This is a genomic window from Elusimicrobiota bacterium (assembly GCA_016182905.1).
In the GTDB taxonomy this organism is placed as follows: domain Bacteria; phylum Elusimicrobiota; class Elusimicrobia; order UBA1565; family UBA9628; genus GWA2-66-18.
Genome location: JACPFR010000051.1, coordinates 19,142 through 38,616 on the forward strand (window position 1 = coordinate 19,142; position 19,475 = coordinate 38,616).

Annotated in this window: 15 protein-coding genes and 2 tRNA genes; 8 read left to right on the forward strand and 9 right to left on the reverse strand. The window is 69.2% G+C overall.

The window, feature by feature from the left end; genetic code table 11:
• Positions 1-38: 38 nt before the first annotated feature.
• Positions 39-1,799 carry an OPT/YSL family transporter gene (locus HYV14_15290; protein ID MBI2387354.1) on the reverse strand — a complete coding sequence of 587 codons (1,761 nt, stop codon included), beginning with the start codon at positions 1,797-1,799 and terminating at the stop codon, positions 39-41.
• Between the two features lie 61 nt (positions 1,800-1,860).
• On the opposite strand from HYV14_15290, the gene HYV14_15295 reads away from it, so the two are divergent.
• From HYV14_15295 to HYV14_15305, 3 genes are read left to right on the forward strand one after another with little or no spacing between them, the layout of a single operon-like run.
• On the forward strand, positions 1,861-2,328 hold the full coding sequence (locus HYV14_15295) for a hypothetical protein (GenBank protein ID MBI2387355.1): 468 nt from the start codon (positions 1,861-1,863) through the stop codon (positions 2,326-2,328).
• A gap of 28 nt (positions 2,329-2,356) precedes the next feature.
• On the forward strand, positions 2,357-3,466 hold the full coding sequence (gene ald / locus HYV14_15300) for an alanine dehydrogenase (GenBank protein ID MBI2387356.1): 1,110 nt from the start codon (positions 2,357-2,359) through the stop codon (positions 3,464-3,466).
• The gene (locus HYV14_15305; GenBank protein ID MBI2387357.1) at positions 3,450-5,006 is read left to right on the forward strand and encodes a hypothetical protein; all 1,557 of its coding nucleotides are present in this window, start codon (positions 3,450-3,452) and stop codon (positions 5,004-5,006) included. Before ald ends, HYV14_15305 begins: the two co-directional genes overlap by 17 nt.
• A 12-nt stretch (positions 5,007-5,018) precedes the next feature.
• Here the strand turns inward: HYV14_15305 and HYV14_15310 are convergent, their stop codons facing one another.
• From HYV14_15310 to HYV14_15345, 8 genes are all read right to left on the reverse strand, one after another.
• Positions 5,019-5,837 carry a hypothetical protein gene (locus HYV14_15310; protein ID MBI2387358.1) on the reverse strand — a complete coding sequence of 273 codons (819 nt, stop codon included), beginning with the start codon at positions 5,835-5,837 and terminating at the stop codon, positions 5,019-5,021.
• 13 nt (positions 5,838-5,850) lie between these two features.
• Entirely contained in the window at positions 5,851-7,446 is a 1,596-nt protein-coding gene (locus HYV14_15315; protein MBI2387359.1) for a phosphoglycerate dehydrogenase, read from the reverse strand.
• Between the two features lies 1 nt (position 7,447).
• Complete coding sequence (locus HYV14_15320; GenBank protein ID MBI2387360.1) at positions 7,448-8,536, reverse strand: alanine--glyoxylate aminotransferase family protein; 1,089 nt, start codon at positions 8,534-8,536, stop codon at positions 7,448-7,450.
• Positions 8,533-10,875, reverse strand: a complete 2,343-nt coding sequence (lon, locus tag HYV14_15325) for an endopeptidase La (protein ID MBI2387361.1) — start codon at positions 10,873-10,875, stop codon at positions 8,533-8,535. Before lon ends, HYV14_15320 begins: the two co-directional genes overlap by 4 nt.
• 80 nt (positions 10,876-10,955) lie before the next feature.
• Positions 10,956-11,582, reverse strand: a complete 627-nt coding sequence (locus tag HYV14_15330; GenBank protein MBI2387362.1) for an ATP-dependent Clp protease proteolytic subunit — start codon at positions 11,580-11,582, stop codon at positions 10,956-10,958.
• A 162-nt stretch (positions 11,583-11,744) separates the two neighbouring features.
• Positions 11,745-13,025 (reverse strand): trigger factor, encoded by a 1,281-nt coding sequence (gene tig, locus HYV14_15335; protein MBI2387363.1) that lies wholly within the window; start codon positions 13,023-13,025, stop codon positions 11,745-11,747.
• A gap of 24 nt (positions 13,026-13,049) precedes the next feature.
• Positions 13,050-13,130 (reverse strand) — tRNA-Leu (locus HYV14_15340).
• 56 nt (positions 13,131-13,186) lie between these two features.
• Positions 13,187-13,258 (reverse strand) — tRNA-Lys (locus HYV14_15345).
• Positions 13,259-13,400: 142 nt separating this feature from the next.
• Here HYV14_15345 and HYV14_15350 point away from each other — a divergent pair.
• From HYV14_15350 to HYV14_15370, 5 genes are read left to right on the forward strand one after another with little or no spacing between them, the layout of a single operon-like run.
• A complete protein-coding gene (locus HYV14_15350) occupies positions 13,401-15,131 on the forward strand; it encodes a hypothetical protein (protein MBI2387364.1) in 1,731 nt (576 codons plus the stop codon).
• A 1-nt stretch (position 15,132) separates the two neighbouring features.
• Positions 15,133-15,684: a hypothetical protein gene (locus HYV14_15355; GenBank protein ID MBI2387365.1), complete on the forward strand. Its 552-nt coding sequence runs from the start codon at positions 15,133-15,135 to the stop codon at positions 15,682-15,684.
• Positions 15,685-15,689: 5 nt separating this feature from the next.
• Positions 15,690-16,151 (forward strand): hypothetical protein, encoded by a 462-nt coding sequence (locus HYV14_15360; GenBank protein ID MBI2387366.1) that lies wholly within the window; start codon positions 15,690-15,692, stop codon positions 16,149-16,151.
• A complete protein-coding gene (locus tag HYV14_15365; GenBank protein MBI2387367.1) occupies positions 16,148-18,319 on the forward strand; it encodes a SpoIID/LytB domain-containing protein in 2,172 nt (723 codons plus the stop codon). Before HYV14_15360 ends, HYV14_15365 begins: the two co-directional genes overlap by 4 nt.
• 13 nt (positions 18,320-18,332) lie before the next feature.
• Positions 18,333-19,472 carry a glycosyltransferase family 4 protein gene (locus HYV14_15370; protein ID MBI2387368.1) on the forward strand — a complete coding sequence of 380 codons (1,140 nt, stop codon included), beginning with the start codon at positions 18,333-18,335 and terminating at the stop codon, positions 19,470-19,472.
• Positions 19,473-19,475 lie beyond the last annotated feature (3 nt).

The window sequence follows — 19,475 nt, forward strand, 5'->3', positions numbered from 1 at the left end:
GTGAGAAGCCGCGCGAAGTCGTTGAGCTGTTCCGACATCTAAGAGAGGAACCCCAGGACGACGAGCGCCGCGATCAGGACGCCGATGAGGCTCTCGCCCGCGATGAACCCGGAGCTGACCGGCACGATGGTCTTCTCCGCGAGCACGGGCCGCTTGCGCTCCATGGTCAGGGCGATGAGCGCGCCGAGGAACATGGAGATGGTGTTGAAGGCCGGGGTCGTGAACGCCAGCCCCAGGCCCGTCGGAGAGGGGATCATCCCGCGGTGCTTCGGGAAGGCCTTCTCGACGAGGACGAGGAGGATGCCGAGGACCGCGCCGGCGGCCAGCGCGTACTGCGCGGTCGGATGCAGGGTGTTGAAGCCTTGCGCCAGGAGGACGGCCACACCCTTCCAGGTCTGCGCTCCGGGCGCGGGCCACTTGTCGGTGCCGAGGAGGTCCGCCGTCGGGATGAGCAGGCGGTAGGCCGGCACGACGAAGACCGAGCCGGCCACGACGCCGAAGAACTGCGCCCAGAACTGCTGGCGCGGGTCCGCGCCGAGCAGGTAGCCGCTCTTGAGGTCGGTGAGCAGGTCGGCGGCGTGCAGGCCGACGCCGCCGGTCACGTTGGCCGTCATCAGGTTGGTGGTCATGTTGCCCGGGTCGAGGGCGCCGAAAGTGATCTGCGTGATCTTGCCCAGCGCGCCCGTGGGCGTCGTGTCGGTCTCGCCCGTGGCCCGGCAGGCGACGATGGCGATGAAGAAGCTCATCACGACCGAGAGCAGGCCCATCCAGATCTTGATGCCGAAGAGGAACCACTCGAGGAAGACGACGACGGGGGTCAGGAGGACGAGCCCGGCGAAGAACCAGAGCATGGGGACCTCCTTGGCGGCCTCGCCGTCGGCGGCGTCGAACGCCCCGGTCACGCTCTTGAAGGCGCGGGCCACCGTGCGCCACTCGAAGGCGAAGGCGAGCAGGCCGCTGGTCAGGATCATCGCCGAGCCGAACCACACGCTCCAGGCCACGATGTTCTTGTAGCCGAGCTTGGGGTCGATGATCCCGCGCGTGTACAGCATCGGCGCGATGATGCCGAAGTTGATGAAAGCGCCGAGGAGCATGCTCCAAGCCGCGCGGAAGCCCATGATCGCGCCGGCGCCCAGCATGATGAGGCTGCCCTCGAAGGAGAGGGTGTAGTCGGCCAGGGGGCGGCCGGCCAAGGTCGCGAAGGGGACCTTGATCTTCTCCGGCAGGTTCCAGGGCATCCAGGGCGCCTTGGCGTCGCGCGCGAACGCGACGACGGCGCCCGCGGCGGCGCCCCAGCCGAGGAGCTTGGCCTTGGCGGCGCCCTCGCTGCCCTCCTCGCCGTGGAGGGCCTTCAGGGTCTCGGCGGCCGCGATGCCGGTGGGGAAGCGGAGCTGCTCGACGTTGATCATCTGCATCTTCATCGGGATGGCCATGACCACGCCGAGCATCGCGATCGAGGATATCCAGAAGAACATCGGCCAGCCGGCCATCGGCTGGCCGGTGATCATCATCAGCGCGGGGATGGCGGCGACCGTGCCGCCGCCCGTCATGTAGCCCGCGGCGCTGGCCACCGACTGCATCGCGTTGTTCTCGAGCATGCCGAAGGCGGTGCGGACGAACTTCAGCTTCAGGAGGATGGTGAAGATCGCGTAGGCGAGTATGCCGGCCGTGATCGAGACGCCGATGCTCCAGCCGGTCTTGAGCGCGACGTAGAGGTTGGAGAGGCTCATCAGGCCTCCCAGCAGCATCCCGGCCGCGCAGGCGCGGACCGTCAGCTGGGTCTTCGAGGGGGAGCTCATGCAGGGATTCTAGCATTGGCGTGTTCATTTTCCGTCCTTTCCCTTTGCTAGAATCCGGGGGATGAGAGCCTACGCCTTCGTCGCGGCCGCCGCGCTCCTATTGGCCGCCTGCGGCGGCTCGGAGACCGCGTCCAAGCTCCCGGACGTGCGCCTGCCCACGTTGGGCGGCCCGCTCGGTCCCTCGCTCGCGTCCTGCGTCACGGAGCGCTGCTTGACCGTCGTCGTCGCCCCGTGGTGCGGCATCTGTCATCAGGTGACCCCCGACATCGTCCGCCTGCGCCGCTACCTCGACAAGGCGGGCGTCGGCAGCCGCGTCGTCGTCGGCCTCGACGACCTCGAGCCGATCAAGGAGATGGCCGCCCTCTTCGGCTCGGACGCCCTGCTCGACCCGGGCGGGGCCGTGACGGCCCGCGGCGTCCCCTTGTTCATCGTGACCGACCGCGCGGGCGCGGTCGTCAAGCGCGTCAGCGGCTTCCCGCGCGGGCTGTCCTCCCCGGAGGAGCTCGCCTCGTTTTTCGGACTTCCATGAAGACGCGCGACTTTACAGGAGAAAGACCATGATCATCGGAGTGCCCAAGGAAATCAAGAACCGCGAGCACCGCGTCGGCCTCGTCCCCGGCGGCGTGCGCGCCCTCGTCAAGGACGGACACAAGGTCCTCATCGAGAAGAGCGCCGGCATCGGCTCCGGCATCACCGACGACGAGTACAAGAGCGCCGGAGCGGCCATCGTCGACAAGAAGCGCCTCTTCGCGGACGCGGAGATGATCATCAAGGTCAAGGAGCCGCTCGAGGAGGAGTACGGGATGTTCCGCCCCGACCAGATCCTCTACACCTACCTCCACCTGGCCCCGGCCCCGGCGCTCACGAAGGCCCTGATCAAGGCCAAGATCAAGGGCGTCGCCTACGAGACGATCCAGCTCAAGGACGGCAGCCTCCCGCTGCTGACGCCGATGAGCGAGGTCGCCGGCAAGATGTCGGTCCAGCTCGGCGCGCAGTTCCTCGAGAAGCACCACGGCGGGCGCGGCGTGCTCCTCGGCGGCGTCCCCGGCGTCGCGCGCGGCATCGTCACCATCATCGGCGGCGGCGTCGTGGGCATCAACGCGGCGAAGATCGCCATCGGCATGGGCGCGCGCGTGAACATACTCGACGTCTCCGCCCAGCGCCTCGCCTACCTCGACGACGTGTTCGGCAACTCCGTGTCCACCTTGATGAGCCACGACGAGAACATCTACAACTCCGTCGTCCGCTCCGACCTGCTGATCGGGGCCGTGCTGATCCCCGGCGCGAAGGCCCCTTCGCTCGTCACCGAGGAGATGGTCAAGAAGATGAAGCCCGGCTCGGTCATCGTCGACGTCGCCGTCGACCAGGGCGGCTGCGTCGAGACCGCGGAGGTCACCAGCCACGACAAGCCCGTGATCGTCAAGCACGGCGTCCTGCACTACGCCGTGCCCAACATCCCCGGAGCGGTCAGCCACACCTCGACGTACGCGCTGACCAACGTCACCCTCAAGTACGCGCGCGACATCGCCCGGTTCGGGCTCGAGGAGGCGGTGCGCCGCGACGAGGCCCTGCGCAAGGGCGTCAACGTCTACCGCGGCAAGGTCACGCACGCGGCCGTCGCTTCCTCCGTCGGAGAGAAGCCCGTCGAGATTGCGACCCTCGTTTAAGGCGCTGGCGGCAGCGCTCCTCCTCGCGGCGAACGCCCGGGCGGCGAAGCCGCCGGGGGCGTCGTACGACCCCGAGGTCGCGCTGCTCGTCCTGACGATCCAGAAGCAGAGCGTCGTGCTGCTGAAGGAGGAGCTCGTGCGCCAGGCCGAGTGGCTCGAGCTCGGCGCGATGCAGGTCATGCTCGCCGAGAAGGTCGACGTGTTCGCCCGCAACGTCGCCGCGGGGCTGACGGCCGACTCGGACATCCTCGAGGACTACCGGGAGCAGATCCTCAAGGTCGACCCGACGGCGATCGGCGAGGCCGACAGGCTCGTCGCCGAGATCCGGCGCTATCACGACCTCCTTCCGGGCAAGCCGATGGTGCGGCTGCCCTGGCCGCCGCCGCCGGGCCCGGTGATGCGGTTCCTCGAGGAGGACGGGATCGGCGCCGACGCGAGCGCGTCCCTCAAGGGCACGCCGGCCATGGACGAGCCCGTCGCCTACGCCGAGCGGCGCTTCGGCACGACCGGGCCCTTCCTGCGCCGCCGCAAGTGGAACCTCGACTTCTACCTGGGCTCCTTCGGCGACCTGCTGCAGCACTACAAGAAGCTCGGCTACCGCCGCATCTACCGCCTCCGCTCGCCCTACGTCAGCTACGGCAAGGCGGCGTGGGTGCTGGCGCCCGAGCCCGGCCTGCGGCCGCGCCTCGTCTATTCCGACTTCTACGGCCAGGACCTGTTCCTCCACACCCGCGCGCAGTGGGCCATCCTCACGGACCGGGCGAAAGAAGAAGGCCCGACGGTCCGAACCTTGACGTGCCCGGACTGCAATTACGTCCTGCCCGGCGTGCGCGCGATGAGATCCCTGCTCGCGACGGTGCCGTACGCCGCGGACACCGTCATCGCCGGCTACGACTACCTCTTCGAGCCGCTGTGGAAGGAGAACGTCCTCGGGACCTACGAGAACGACTACTGGCGCCTGGCCTACTACAAGACCGGGCCGACGATCACCGCGACGGTCGTGGCCCGCCGCACCAACTTCGGGGAGATCCTGGCCGCCTCCCTGACGCCGCTGGTCCGCCGCGGCGCGCGCCGGGTCTACTACGCCGGGCCGGCCGCGCAGGTCGACGCGAAGCTCGACGCCTACGACCTCATCGTCCCCACGCAGTTCATGATGTTCAGCGGCCGCGCCGTCCCCTTCGAGAACGCGCTCTCCGGCCGCAAGCGCAGGCCCGCCCTGTTCGCCGCGCTGCCGTCGCCCCTGTTCGCGACCGTGGAGTGGCTCAAGGACGCGCGCCGCCACGGCGTCGTCGCGTTCGACGGCGAGATGGCGCGGCTGGCCGAGGAGGCCGGGGCCTGGGCCCGCATCCCCGACCACGCCGTCGAGTGCGGCATCGGCGCCGTCCTCGGCGGGCTGGCCAACCTCCATCCGGAGGAGGACCGCGCCGTGTACACGATCAGCTACGAGAGCCAGACCGGGAAGGAATCGGCCAAGCGGCGCTACCGGGACGCGGTCCTGGCGAAGATCAAGGAAGCGGGGAGGAAGGAATACGAGGAGTAGCGGCGCCCGGGCTTACTTGGGCGCCATGTGGAAGTCGGTCAAGAGAGGATCGCCGGAGTTCGGCTGCAGCGCGGCGGGCTCGGCGATCAGCGACGACAGCTCCGAGACGATCTCCTTGCGCCGCTCGAGCGGCATGTCGGCGACGCCCTCGGTGCCCGGATCGAGATAGGACTTCTGGTAGCCCGTCTTCGACAGGGTCACGAGGTAGCCGCGGCCGGCAAGCGCCGGCAGGATGGCCCGATAGCGGCCCTGCTCGTCGGTCTTGATCTGCGCGCGGGAGTTCGTCTCGTTGTCGGTGAAGATCATGTGCACGCCGGGCACCGGCTTCAGCGTGATCAGGTCGTAGATCGTCCCGCGCATCTTCCACTCGGTGACGGCCTTGGGGCGCGCGCCCTTCTCGGCCATGATGGAGACGATCCCGGGACCTTCCTCCTCGACGGGCTTCGTCTCCGGCATTGGGTCCCGGCCCGTCGGGTCGTACCGGCCCGTCCTCTGCTCGTTGACGAGGCCCTGGATGCCGGCGCTGTCGCTGGGCACGACGCCGCCGCCCTTGATGAGGGGGGAGGAGGCGCCCGTCGGCTTCAGCGCCTCGACGACGGCGCCCTTCGCGCCCGCTTCGGCGGTGCGCCACAGGTACTGGCTGAACGCCCAGATCCCGTAGGCGAGCGCGCCGAAGAACAGGATGGGGATGCCGAAGCTGCGGAAGGTGTCGTTCTGCAGCGCCCCCTTCTCGGGCGCCGCGTCCAGGAACGACATCGGGCAATTGGGGCACGACTCCCATTCCGGCTGAAGCTTGGTGCCGCACAGAGGGCACTTCGCCGGCGCGCTCACGGGCGGACCGCCGTCATAGCTCCACCCAGTGCACGCGGCGTATGCCCTCGACGCGGGTGAGCTCCCCGCGCACGGCCGGGGAGGCGTCCTCGTCCACGTTGAGCACCATGACGGCCTCGCCGTGGGCGGAGCGGCGGCCGACGCGCATGTCGGCGATGTTCACGCCCGCCTTCCCGAGGCAGGTCCCCACGCGGCCGATCACGCCGGGCGCGTCGGTGTTGGCGATGACGATCATCTTGCCCTGCGGCCGCACGTCGATGCGCAGGCCGCCGAGCTTTAAAATACGGGGCTCGCCGGGGGCGAGAACGGCGCCCGAGACGGAGACCGGGCCCTTGTCCGTCGCGGCGGTGAGCGTCAGCATGCGGCGCACGCCCTCGGAGCACTTCGGGTCGGTCGATTCGCCGACCTTGATGCCCCGGTCGGCGGCGACGGCGGGCGCGGAGATCCAGCTGACGCCCGGGCCCATGATGGGCGTCAGGAATCCTTTGAGGGCCGAGACGCCCAGCGGCCGGCGCTCGGCGCCCTTGAACTCGCCCTCGAAGGAGCAGGTGAACTCGCTGACGCCGCCCTCGAGCGTCTGGGCGAGGAAGCGGCCCATCGACTCCGCCAGGGGCACCCACTCGCCGAGAGAGGCGAGCGTCAGCGGGTCGAAGCCGGGCATGTTCAGGGCGTTGGGCGCGATGCCCTTGTCGTGGAAGTCGATGACGGCGGAGGCGAGCTCGGTCGCCACCCGGCTCTGGGCCTCGGCCGTGGAGGCGCCGAGGTGGGGGGTCAGGATGAGGTTCGGGCAGCCGCGCAGGGGGTTGTCCGCGGGCAGCGGCTCGGAGTGGAACACGTCGAGGGCGGCGCCGCCGACCTGTCCGGACTTCAGCGCCTCGGCCAGAGCCTGGTCCTCGATCAGCTCGCCGCGCGCGCAGTTGATGATCCGCAGGCCCTTCTTCGCTTTCGCCAGCGCCGCCGCGTTGACCATGCCGTTGGTCTTCTCTCCTCCTGGCACGTGGAGCGTGACGAAGTCGGAGCAGGCCAGCACGTCGAGAAAGGTCATCGGCTCGATGCCGATCTCGCGCGCCTGGGCGTCGGTCACGAACGGATCGAATCCCACGATCTTCATCCCGAAGGACTGCGCGCGCTTGGCGACCTCGCGGCCGATGCGGCCCAGGCCCACGACGCCGAGGGTCTTGCCGAACAGCTCGACGCCCATGAACTTGCCGCGCTCCCACTTGCCGGCCTGCGTCGAGGCGTCGGCCCTGGGGACGTGACGCGCGAGAGACAGCATGAGGGCCACCGCGTGCTCGGCCGCGGCCAAGGTGTTGGCCGCGGGCGCGTTGACGACGGCGATGCCGCGGCGCGTCGCCGCGGGGAGGTCGATATTGTCGACCCCGACGCCGGCGCGGCCGATCAGGCGCAGGTCCGGCGCCTTCGCGATCCAGTCCGCGGTGATCTTCGTCTCCGAGCGCACGAGCCAGGCGCCGACGCCGGGCAGGGCCTTCTCGAGGTCGTCGGGCTTCGGGGCGATCAGGTAGACGAGCTCGATGCCGGGATGCGTCTCGAGGGGCTTGAGGCCCGCCGGGTCGATCTTGTCGGTGACGAGGACCTTGAGCTTGAGCACTCTAGGCCTTGACCCCGACCAGGCGCTTGGCCAGCGCGTCCACGCCCGCCTCGATGTCGGACTTGGAGATGTAGCCCATGTGCGCGAGACGGAAGATCTTGCCCTTCAGGTGGAGCTGGCCGCCCGCGATGGAGATGCCCTCTTCCTTCAGGATGTCGCCGAGCAGCTTCGTGCCGTCGACGCCCGCCGGGAGGACGACGCCGGTCAGGATGTTGGCGGGGTTCTTCGAGTAGAAGGGAAGGCCGAGCTTGTCCGTGAGCAGCTTGCGCGCGTGGGCGGCCAGGTCGTCGTGCCGCTTCCAGCAGGCTTCCATGCCCTCGGCCCGGAGCATCTTGAGAGCCGCGGCCTGGCCGGCCACGATCGAGATCGCGGGCGTCCAGGGCGTCTCCTTGTCGGCGAGCGACTTGCGGATGAGCTTGTAGTCGAAATTGAACTTGGGCAGCTTGGAGGTCTCGACGGCCTTCCACGCCTTCTCGGAGACGGCCGCGAAGGCGAGGCCCGGAGCGTTCATCAGACCTTTCTGCGATCCGGTCACCACGCAGTCGAGTCCCCAGGCGTCCGTCTCCAAAGGCTCGCAGGCGAGGCCCGACACGGAGTCCACGACGACGAGGGCGTCGGACTCCTCATGGACGATCTTCGCGAGCGTCTTGATGTCGTTGAGCACGCCCGTCGAGGTGTCCGTATGCTGCAGGAACACGGCCTTGACGCCCTTGTTCTCCTTGAGCGCCTTGCGCAGCACCTCGCCGTCGACGGCGGTGCCCCACTCGAACGGCAGGACCAGCGGCTTGAGGCCGAAGGCCTTGTGGATGTTCACGAAGCGGTCGCCGAACGCGCCGGTCGTGCAGACGATGGTGAGGTCTCCGGGGGAAAGGAGGTTGATCACCGCCGACTCCATCGCGCCGGTGCCGGAGGCCGTCATCATCAGCACGGAGCTCTTCGTCCGGTACACGAACTGCATGTCCTCGATGACGGAGACGAACAATCTGCCGAACTCCGCGGTCCGGTGGTGGATCAACGGGCGGGACATCGCCTCGAGCACGGAGGGGGGAAGAGGCGTCGGGCCCGGCGTGAGCATGATGTTCTTGGTCATGAAGGTCTCTGGGTGCTGGGGTTGGGTTTCGGGACGACGGCGCCGGGAGCCAGCCACGAGGGCTTGGCCTCCGGCGCGGAAGCGGGTAGGGGCCCGAGGGCCAGCGCGGCGACGTCGCGGAAGTGCTTCACCGGGACCATCTTGACGCGCTTGAGGACCTCGGCCGGGATCTCCTCGAGGTCCTTGACGTTCCCGTCGGGGAAGAGCACGGTCTTCAGGCCCTCGCGGTCCGCGGCGAGCACCTTCTCCTTCAGGCCGCCGATCGGGAGCACGCGGCCGCGCAAGGTGATCTCGCCGGTCATCGCCAGTCCGTCCACGACGGCGCGGCCGGACAGCAGGCTCGCCAGCGCGGTCGCCAGCGCGATGCCCGCGGAGGGGCCGTCCTTGGGGGTCGCGCCCTCGGGCACGTGGATGTGGAAGTCGCGGCGCTTGAAGGCGTCGTCGGGGATGCCGAGCTCGACGGCGACCGACTTCACGTGGGAGAGCGCGGCCTGCGCGGACTCGGTCATGACCTCGCCGAGCCGCCCGGTGATCTTGACGTCGCCCTTGCCGGGGACCGCCACGACCTCGATGGCCATCGTCGAGCCGCCGACCTCGCTCCAGGCGAGGCCCGTGGAGACGCCGACGGTGTTGAACGAGTTCCTCTCGCGCGGGAACTTGGCGGGGCCGAGGAGCTTGGGGATGTCCGCGGGGGCGATCGCCACGGTCTCCGCCTTCTCGGCGAGGACCTTGCGCGCGGCCTTGCGGCACAGCGAGGCGATCTCGCGCTCGAGATGGCGGACGCCGGACTCGCGCGTGTACTCCTCGATGACGCGCTCCAGGGCGTCGTCTTCTACGACGAGCTGGCCGGGCTTGAGGCCGTGGGCCTCGAGCGCCTTGGCGAGCAGGTGCGACTTCGCGATCGAGACCTTCTCGGACAGGGTGTAGCCGGAGAAGGTCATGACCTCGAGGCGGTCGCGCAGCGTGACCGGGATGCCGGCGAGGTCGTTGGCCGTGCAGATGAACATCACCTGGGACAGGTCGAACTCGATGTCGAGGTAATGATCGAGGAACGACGCGTTCTGCTCCGGGTCGAGCACCTCGAGCAGGGCGGCCGACGGGTCGCCGCGCCAGTCCGAGCCCATCTTGTCGACCTCGTCGAGCAGGATGACGGGGTTGCGCGTGCCGGCCTTGCGAAGATGCTGGATGAGGCGGCCGGGCAGGGAGCCGATGTAGGTGCGGCGATGCCCTCGGATCTCGGCCTCGTCGCGCACGCCGCCGAGCGACATGCGCACGAACTTGCGGCCGAGCGAGCGGGCGATGGACTTGCCGAGAGACGTCTTGCCGACGCCGGGAGGGCCGACGAAGCACAGGATGGGGCCCTTCAGGCCTTTCGTCAGCTTGGTGACGGCGAGGTACTCCAGGACGCGCTCCTTGATCTTGGGCAGGCCGCTGTGGTCCTCGTCGAGCACGGCCTGGGCCTTCTCGAGGTCGATGACGTCCTTGGTGCGCTTCGACCAGGGCAGGTGGGTCATCCAGTCGAGGTAGGTGCGGGAGACCGTGGACTCGGGGGAGAACGGCGCCATTTTTTCTAAACGCCCTAATTCCTTGAGCGACGCGGCCTCGGCGTCCTCGGGCATCTTGGCGTCCTTGATCGCCTTCTTGAGCTCCTCCATCTCCTGGGCGAAGTCGTCCTTCTGCCGGAGCTCCTTCTGGATCGCCTTCATCTGCTCGTTGAGGTAGTACTCCTTCTGGGTCTTCTCGATCTGCGTCTTGACCCGGGTATGGATCTTCCTCTCGAGCGTCAGGATCTCGATGTCGGCCTTGAGCACGACGATCAGCTTCTCGAGGCGGGCCTTCGCGTCGAGGACCTCGAGCAGCGCCTGCCGGTCGGCGGCCTTCATGACGGACGCCGCCGCGAGCTTGTCGGCGAGCTCGGAGGGGTCCTCGATGGCGCCCAGCGCGGGCATCTCGGCGGGGGCGCGGCGGGCGAACTTCGAGTGCTCCTCGCCGACCTCGATGGCGTGGCGCATCAGGGCCTTCGTCTCGGCAGAGAGCCTCGCGGCGGGCTCGGGGTACGTCAGGACCGCGTTCCAGTGCCCGCCCGCCTCGTCGAACTCCATCGACTTGACGGCGGCGCGCGCGTGCGCCTGCAGGAAGACCTTGAGGGTGCCGTCGGGCATCTTCAGGTACTGCACGACCTCCACGAGCACGCCGATGCCGTACACGTCCTCGGTCTTCGGGTCCTCGACGGTCACGTCCTTCTGGGCGACGACGCACAGGAACTTCGCGTGGTCCTTCATGGCCGCCTCGATCGCCTTCACCGACTTGGGGCGGCCGACGGACAGCGGCAGGACCATGTGCGGGAAGACCACGACGTCGCGGACCGCGAGCAGCGGCAGGCGCGTCGGGCGGGCGGGAGGCGTCTTCTTGGCTTCGCTCAAGGCTTGAACCCCGGGAGGATCTTGCTGACGGGCACGACCTTGTCGACGAGGCCGTACGCGACGGCTTCCTCGGCCGACAGGTAGAAGTTGCGCTCGACGTCCTTGTCGAGCTTCTCGTAGGGCTGGCCGGTGTGCTTGGCGAGGATCTCCGAGAGGCGCTTGCGGGTGTGGCCCATCTCCTCGCCCTCGATGCGGATGTCGGTCTCCTGGCCCTGCATCCCGCCGCGGATCAACGGCTGGTGGATCATCACTCGCGCATGAGGAAGGATCAGGCGCTTGCCCTTCGTGCCGGCCGCCAGCAGCACCGCGCCGAAGCTCATCGCCATGCCCATGCATAAGGTCGAGATGGGGGCGCGGATGAACTGCATCGTGTCGTACACCGCGAGGCCCGCGGTGACCATGCCGCCGGGGGAGTTGATGTAGATGTGGATGTCCTTCTCGGAGTCCTCGCCGTCGAGGTACAGGAGCTGGGAGATCAGGAGGTTCGCGGAGTCGGTGGTCACTGCTCCACCATCACCACCGACGAAGATGATCCGCTCCTTCAGCAGGCGGGAGAAGATGTCGTAGCCGACGGCGGAGCCTTGGTTCCACTTCTCGAGGACTTGGGGGAGGATGGCGGGCATATCTACACGATAGCTTTTCTGGGAATCGGGCTCAAGTGCGGGCAAGCGACGGCGTGCCGCCAACGGCACGCCGACTATTCCCGGTGCGAGTTCGCGTGCTCTTCAAGGCACAAAAAAGGCGCCGGCGAGCTCTCGCCGGCGCCTGTGGGCCGTCCCCGGGCCTTAAGCCTTGGCTTCGGTGTAGACGGCCTTCTCCTTGAGCAGGTTGAGCGTCTTGCGCTCGCGGATCATGTGGGAGATCTGGTCCTTGCGCTTGGAGAATATCTCGGTCAGCTCTTTCTTCTTCGCCTCGTTCTCGGCGTCCTTGAGGCCGGCCTCGAGCTCGGAGGCGAGCTCGGCGTCGGTGACCTCGATCTTCTCCTTCTCGGCGATCGCGGACATCACGAAGGCGAGGCGGACCTCGTCTTCGGCCTTCGGCTGGAGCTTCGCGCGAAGGTCGTTGAGCACCTTGTCGGAGAGCTGGGTGGCGCCCATCAGTTGGCGGCGCATGCGGTCCATCATGCCCTCGAGCTGGCGCTCGACCATGGAGGGAGGCAGGGCGAACACGTTCGCCTTCACCAGCGCCTCCTCGATCTGGCGCACCACGTCGGACTCGGAGGCGGACTTGACCTCGCGGTCGAGGACTTCCTTCAGCTTGCCCTTGAGCTCGTCGAGGCTCTCCATGCCCATGTCCTTGGCGAACTCGGCGTCGAGGGCCGGAAGCACCTTGGTCTTGATCTCGGTGACGGTGACCGTGAGGTCCGTCTCCTTGCCGCCGAGCTTCACCTTGATCGTCTTCGTCTCGCCGCGCTTCATGCCCTTGAGGCCTTGGCTCAGGCCCTCGACGCTCTGCTCGGACGACATATCCACGAGCTCGGAGGTCCCCTTCGCGTTCGGCAGGGCCTTGCCGCCCTGGGAGGCGGAATAGTCGATGACGACGAAGTTCTTCTCGCCGACCGTCTCGTCCTTGGCGACGTCGAGCCGCGCCTGCGCGTCGCGGAGCTCCTCGATGCGCTTGTCGAGGGCGGCCGCGTCGGCCGCCTGAGGCTTGCGGGTCACGGGGATCTTGAGGTAGTCCTTGGCGACGGGGGTCGGAGCGATCTCCGCCTGGACCGTGATGACCAGGGGCTCGCCGTCCTTCCACTTCACGTCGGAGACCGTCGGGGTCTCGACGACGCGCAGCTTCAGGTCCTCGAGGGCGGCGGGCACGTGCTTGCGGATCAGGGCGTCGATGGCCTCCTCCCGCGCGCGGCCGGCGAAGTGCTGCTTGACGATGTCGAGCGGCGCCTTGCCGGCGCGGAAGCCGGGGATGCGGGCCAGGGACTGCAGGCGCATCAGCGCGGTCTGGGACTGGTCGGTCACTTCCTGCGGAGCGACCTCGACGGAGAGCGTGACGACGCAGCCCTCCTCCTTGAGCTTCTTGAACTTCGGCTTGTCCGACTTCAGCGCTGAGAAGATCCCCATGTTGCCTCCGGCGAGGGTCTGGAATGGGCGAGGGGGGACTCGAACCCCCACGCCTTTCGGCACACGGTCCTAAGCCGTGCGCGTCTGCCGTTCCGCCACTCGCCCGTTATTAAAAGAAAGGACCGAGGAACGCTCGGTCCCGCCCGTCGTGAGATAAATTTTGGACCGGGTGGGGATCGAACCCACGACCTTACGCTTAAGAGGCGTTTGCTCTACCGCTGAGCTACCGATCCGTCGGAAGAGGATGATAGCAAAATCCGTAAAATAAATCCAACTCTTGACGCCGGGGCCTCGGGAGGGTACTCTTGAAGGGATGCGAGGGTTAACAATTCCGACACCGAGCGGACGCGTCCCTCCTTTATAATCGTAGGACCCATGAAATATTGGATCTTCCAGAACAATCAGGTGCTGGGCCCTTACGCGCCCGACGAGATGGAGAAGATCTCGGTCTTCTCCCCCGAGAGCCTCGTCTGCCCGGAAGGAAGACGCGGGACCAGCATGGGCGATTGGCAGCGCGCCGGCATGGTGCCCGATCTCTCGGTGGCGCTGGTGCGCGCGAGCGCTCACGGGGGCAAGACCTCGGTGCTCTCGATCGCTGGCCTGCCCCCGGAGCCGACGCTCAAGGATCTCGCCCAGCTCGGGAGCATCCAGGAGAAGGTAGCCGTGCTCGAGGAGGTCGTGCTCCAGCTGCAGGAAGGGCTGCGCGCGAAGGACGCCGAGCTCTCCTCCGTGCATCAGGAGCTCGCCGGCAAGAGCCGCGAGGCCAGCGAGATCCGCAGCGAGGCCGTGGCTCGCCTGCGCGAGTCCGAGGAGCTCAAGCGCCAGATCGCCGGGCTCGAGGAGCGCCTCGCCTCCGTGCGCCTGCTGAGCGAGACGCTCGACAAGGCCGTGGAGGAGGAGAAGCGCGTCGAGAGCGACGTGGAGAAGCAGGGCCAGACCTTGACCGGCCTCGCCAAGGACGTCGAGGAGCTCCGCCGCCAGCTCGAGGAATCCAAGGCCCGCCAAGCGGAACTGGCGGCCGAGGCCGCCTCCGCCGCCGCGTCCGCCGCGGTCGCGGCGAAGGCGCAGCAGCCGCCGATGTCGCCTATGTCCGCGCCCAAGCCGGGCCCGGCGCCGACGCCGTTCACCGACATCGCGCCGCCGCCTCCGCCCGCCGCGAGCGCTCAGCCCGTTCCCGTGCCGGCCATGGAGTTCCCGACGAACGAGGTCTCGCCGCTGCCCTCCTTCGAAGCCTCGATGCCCCCGGCCGCCGCCGAGGCCCCGGGCTCCGCTCCGAACTTCGATCCGACGGCGTTCGCGGACGCGTCCGGCGGCGCGCTCGCGCCCGACGCGGCGCCTCTGCCGTCCGCCGAGGCGGAGCCGCCCGGCGTCTCGGCCCCTCCTCCTCCCGCCAAGGGGAAGAAAGCGCTGATGATCGGAGCCGTCCTCGGCGCGGCCGCGCTGGGAGTCCTCGCCGTCATGGGCGGGTTCGTGCCCGGCCTGCGCAAGCCGAAGGCGCCCCCCGAGGTGCTCGAGCCGGCGCCTCTGCCTCCGCCCGAGCCGGCGCCCGCGCCGGCCGCCGCGCCCGACCCCCGCGAACTCGCCGTCGCGTTCGCCAAGGCCTGGCCGCTGCCCGGCGAGCGCACGCTCGAGCGCGCGCTCGAGGACCTCGCCCCGTCCGCGGGGAACCTCTCGCCGTGGATGGCGGATCCGCTCGCCGGCAGCCGCGTCCAGGTCAATTACTTCGCCCGCAGCTCGGCTCCGGGCGCGCCTACGATCGCCTACGAGTTCGAGGTGGACCTCGACGGCAAGACCTTGATCGGCCGCAACGCCGCCGCCAAGTCGGTGCTGACCGGCAAGGCCGCGGCGCCGCCCGCGCCGCCGAAGCCCAAGCCCGTGAAGGTCAAGCCGAAGGCGCCGGTGAAGGCGCCGGAGGAGGACACGCTCGACTCGATGCTCGGAGACGCGCCTCCGTCCGAGCCCGCCCTCGAGGAGTCCGCCGAAGAGCCGGCCAAGCCCGCCCGTCCCAGCCCCGCAAAGCGCGCGGCGAAGGCGAGGGGTGCCAAGTCCCCGGCCGACTCGGCGCCGGCCGACGAGACGCTTTTGGACGACCTGTTGAAGGAGTGACATGGACCTAGTCCCAGGACTCAAGCAGCTCGAAGGCACGCTGTCCCTGACGGCCGACCGCATCAGCATCGTCAAGTCCAAGCTCGAGGACCTGCTGTTCCGCGCCCAGAAGATCTCCGCCGCGGCGAAGAACAACATGAAGGACAACGACACGATGTACGGCTACGACCTTCAGAACTTCCGCCGGGACCTGCGCACGTTCGGCATGGACCTCTCGGGCCTGACCGGGCTGCTGGCCGGGATGGAGCGCATCGCCGAGTACGACGTCGCCGCCGGGAAGTTCGCCACGGGCGTGATGCGCGCCTCCTCGCGCGTCTCCAACTCGATGAAGACCCTGCACGACATGTCCTTGCTCGCGCATCAGCACATCCGCCAGAACGACCAGAAGATCCTCGCCTGGTACATCGCCCAGGAGATCGAGGAGATGATGCAGAAGTGCGCGGGCCTGCCCGCGATCGCCAACAAGATCGTCATCCTGACCACGACGGAGAAGCCGGGAGCGAAGCCGCCGGAGAGCCCCGCTCCCGAGCCGCCGCCGACGAAGCCGGCCTAAGGCCCATGGACCTCCTGCTCCGCCTGCTCGAGCGCCGCGTCATCATCGTCGGCTCGGTCATCCTGGCCGCCGTCTGGGCCGGCGGGCGCTGGGGAGGCTACGCGCAGGGCCGGGCCGACCTCATGATGCACCCGCCCGCCGAGGCCTCCTCGCCGCTGGCCGCCGACATCATCAAGACGTCCGAGGCCCGCGAGTCGGCGAAGCTCAAAGGGCTGCACCGCGCCGTCAGCGCCGAGATCGCGGCCGCCAAGGCCAACGGCTTCAACGTCGACAAGTTCCAGCGCCTCGCCGACAACGCGCTCGGCCTCGACACGCCGGCGTACCGCTCCGCGGCCGTCGAGCGCCTCAATAAACTGCGCCTCGCCATACCCCAGAAGAAGGAGTCATTCCGGCCCGCCGCGGCCGAGGACATGAACCCCGACGTGTTCGACACGCCCCGGCCGAAAGGCAAGGCCGCGCGCCGATGAGGAAAGCGGCGGCGGTCCTCCTGGCGCTCTCCGGCGCCCTTCTCCCGCCGGCCGCCCGCGCGGCCGCCGACGCCGCCGAGGCCGTCTCCACGGCGAGAGGAGCCTTCCTCGCCGGGCGCCACGAGGACGCCGAGAGCGCGTGGCGGTACCTGTCCGAGCTCGGCGTCGCCGCGCCCGAGCCCGAGATCAACCTCGCCCTGACTTTGCGCGACCTGGGCCAGCACGAGGCGGCCACCGCCCAGTGGCTGAAAGCCTCGCTCCTGGAAGGCGCCGACGGGTTCTCCTGGAACCAGCGCGCCTGGTCCTACCTCGCGACGGGCCGCCAGCGCGAGGCGCGGGACGCCTTCACGAGGGCCATCGACCGGTCGTCGACGACGGCCATGCAGGCCGAGGCCAACGTCGGGCTCGGGCTGTCATACATCCTCGACGCCAAGCCCAAGGCCGCGGAGGCCCCGCTGCGGCGCGCGGGCATCTCCGGGCCGTACGCGATCTCCGTCTCCGCCCAGCTCACCGCCGAGGCGGCCTTGATGAGCGGCGACCGCCAGACGGCGCTCACCTACCTGCGCCAGGCAGTCGACGTGGACCCGGCGAACAACGAGGCGCTGCGCGGCCTCGCCAAGGCGCTGGCCGCGGCGGGGGACAACCGCGCGGCCTGGCGCGCCTACAAGAAGGTCCTCTCGCTCGACGCGAAGGACGCCGACGCGCGCAAGGCCTACGACAAGGCCGGCCGCTTCATCACCGGCGACCTCGACGCCGCCGCCGGCGTGCGCCGCATCGCGCGGCCCGTGCTCGACCCCGAGCGCACCGACACGCCCGTGCCGGCCGACACCCGCCCGATCCGGGTCGGATTGTACGGCGCGCCCGACGGGCGGCCGGCGGTGATGACGCGCGCGTACGTCATGTCGAACAGCCCTTTCAAGGTGAACTCCGTGTCCCACGGCGTCCTGCGCGACAACGGCCGCCCGTTCGACCAGTGGGAGATCGATTTCCGCCCCGAGAACGGCCTCGTCGAGGTGCGCGACGCCTCGAGGAACATCCTCTTCACCTCGAAGACGCCGTTCTCCTTCGTGCCCGACGCCAAGCGCGGGTCCGTCCTCATCAAGACCGCCAAGATCACGGACCAGATCGGCGTGGACCCCGGAGACCGGGAGGTGCGCGGCTCGGTCGAGGTCGTACCCAATCCCTGGGGCTTCCGGCTCGTGCAGGTCGCGCCCGTCGAGCAGTACCTGATCGGCGTCGTCTCCCTGCTCCTGCCGATCGACAGCCCTCCGCAGGCGCTGCGCGCCCAGGCCGTCGTCTCCCGGACCGCAGCGTACTGGGCGGCGGAGAACCGGGAGGAGACGCTCGAGCGCTGCGACCTGCTCGACGACGACTCCACCCAGCGCACCATCGGCGTCAGCGGCGAGATGACCTCCGCCGCCGAGGCCGTGGTCGACACCGAGGGCATCGCGCTCGCGCTCAAAGGACGCGCTGCCCGCGTCCTCCAGCACGTCGACAGCGGCGGCACCACGGAGGACGGCGCCGAGACCGGCGAGCCGGGCCTCGAGCACCTCGTCTCGGTGCAGGACTCCGCCCATCCGAGCATCCCCTGGCGCACGCCCGTCGAGCTCGAGCGCTACACTCACGAGTCGCCGCCTCAAGGCCTCTTCAGCGAGGCCGCGGCCGTGGCGACGCCGAACGCCACGCGCTGGATGCGCGTCATCGACGCGCGCGAGATGCGCCTGCGCGTCGAGCGCCGCAAGGACCTGGGCACGATCCGCCGCGTGCGCGTGGCGGGACGCACCCGGTCCGGGCGCGTGCGCGCGCTCGAGGTGATCGGGACGGACGGCGCCGCGCTGTACTCCGGCCGCAAGGAGATCGACGAGCTCCTGGGGCCGAACTCGCTGCGCTCCACGCTCTTCACCGTGCAGCCCTTGATGGACGGCAAGCGCCTCTCGCGCCTGATCCTCTGGGGCGCCGGAACCGGCGCCGGGCTCGGCTTCCCGCGCGGCGGCGCCCTCGGTCAGGCCGCCCTCGGCGCGCCCTGGAGGGAGATCGTCCGCCACTACTTCCCGCGCCTCGAGGTGAAGGACTTCCTCCATCCCGAGGCCCCGAAGGCGGCCGTTCCCGCCGCCGTCGGCCCCTACAAGCGCACGCTCGACTTCCACAAGAAGCCCAAGAGCAAGTAGTATCATGGGCCCCATGCCCGTCAAGGTCGTCCACCTCGTCACCCGCCTCGATCTCGGCGGCGCCCAGCAGAACACGCTGCATACCGTCCGGAACCTGGACCGCGACGCCTATGAGCCCCTCCTCGTTTGCGGCCGCGGCGGGATCCTGGATGAAGAAGTCCTCTCCGATCCCTCGATCAAGGTCGTCTGGGTGGACTCGCTGCTCCGGGACATCTCTCCGTTCTACGACCTTCTGGCCCTGCTCGAGCTCGCCAGGATCTTCCTCGCGGAGCGGCCCGCCGTCCTGCACACGCACAGCTCCAAGGCCGGCATACTCGGCCGCCTCGCCGCCGTGCTCGCGGGCGTCCCCGTCGTCGTGCACACCTACCACGGCTTCGGCTTCCACGACCGCCAGCCGGCGTTCGTCAAGAACCTCTACGTCTTCCTGGAGCGGCTCTGCGCCCGGTTCACGGACGCGCTGGTCTTCGTCTCCAAGGCGAACGTCGACTATGCGGCCGCCCACGACATCGTGCGGCCGAAGGACGCCGTCCTCATCCGCTCCGGCGTCGCGCTGGCGGGCCTGCCGGCGCCCGTGGACGCGGCCAAGCTCAAGATGTCCGCCGGCGTCGGAATGCACAAGCTCCTCGTCGTATCGGTCGGGAACCTCAAGCCCCAAAAGAACGCGGGGGACTTCGTGGCCGCCGCGGCGAAGGTCCTCGCCGAGGCGCCCGAGGCGCGCTTCGTCTTCCTCGGCGACGGCCCCCAGCGCCGCGCGCTCGAGGCCCGCGCCTTCGCGCTCGGCCTCGAGGGCAAGGTCCTGTTCCTCGGCTGGCGCCGCGACGCGGCGCAATGGCTGGCGGCGGCGGACGTCTTCGTCATGACCTCGCTCTGGGAGGGGCTGCCCCGCGCGCTCGTCGAGGCGATGAGGTCGGGCCTGCCCGCGGTGTGCTACGCGACCGACGGCGTCACGGATCTCATCAAGGACGGCGAGAACGGGTTCATGGTCGAGCCCGGGGACCACGCCGCGCTCGCGCGGCGCGTGACGGAGCTGCTGAAGGACGAGTCCCTGCGCGAGCGCCTCGGCGCCGCGGCGGCGGCCGCGATCGGCCCGGAGTTCGACATCGACGGGATGGTCCGCTCCCAGGAGGCGCTTTACGCCCGCCTCCTTCGCTGAGCC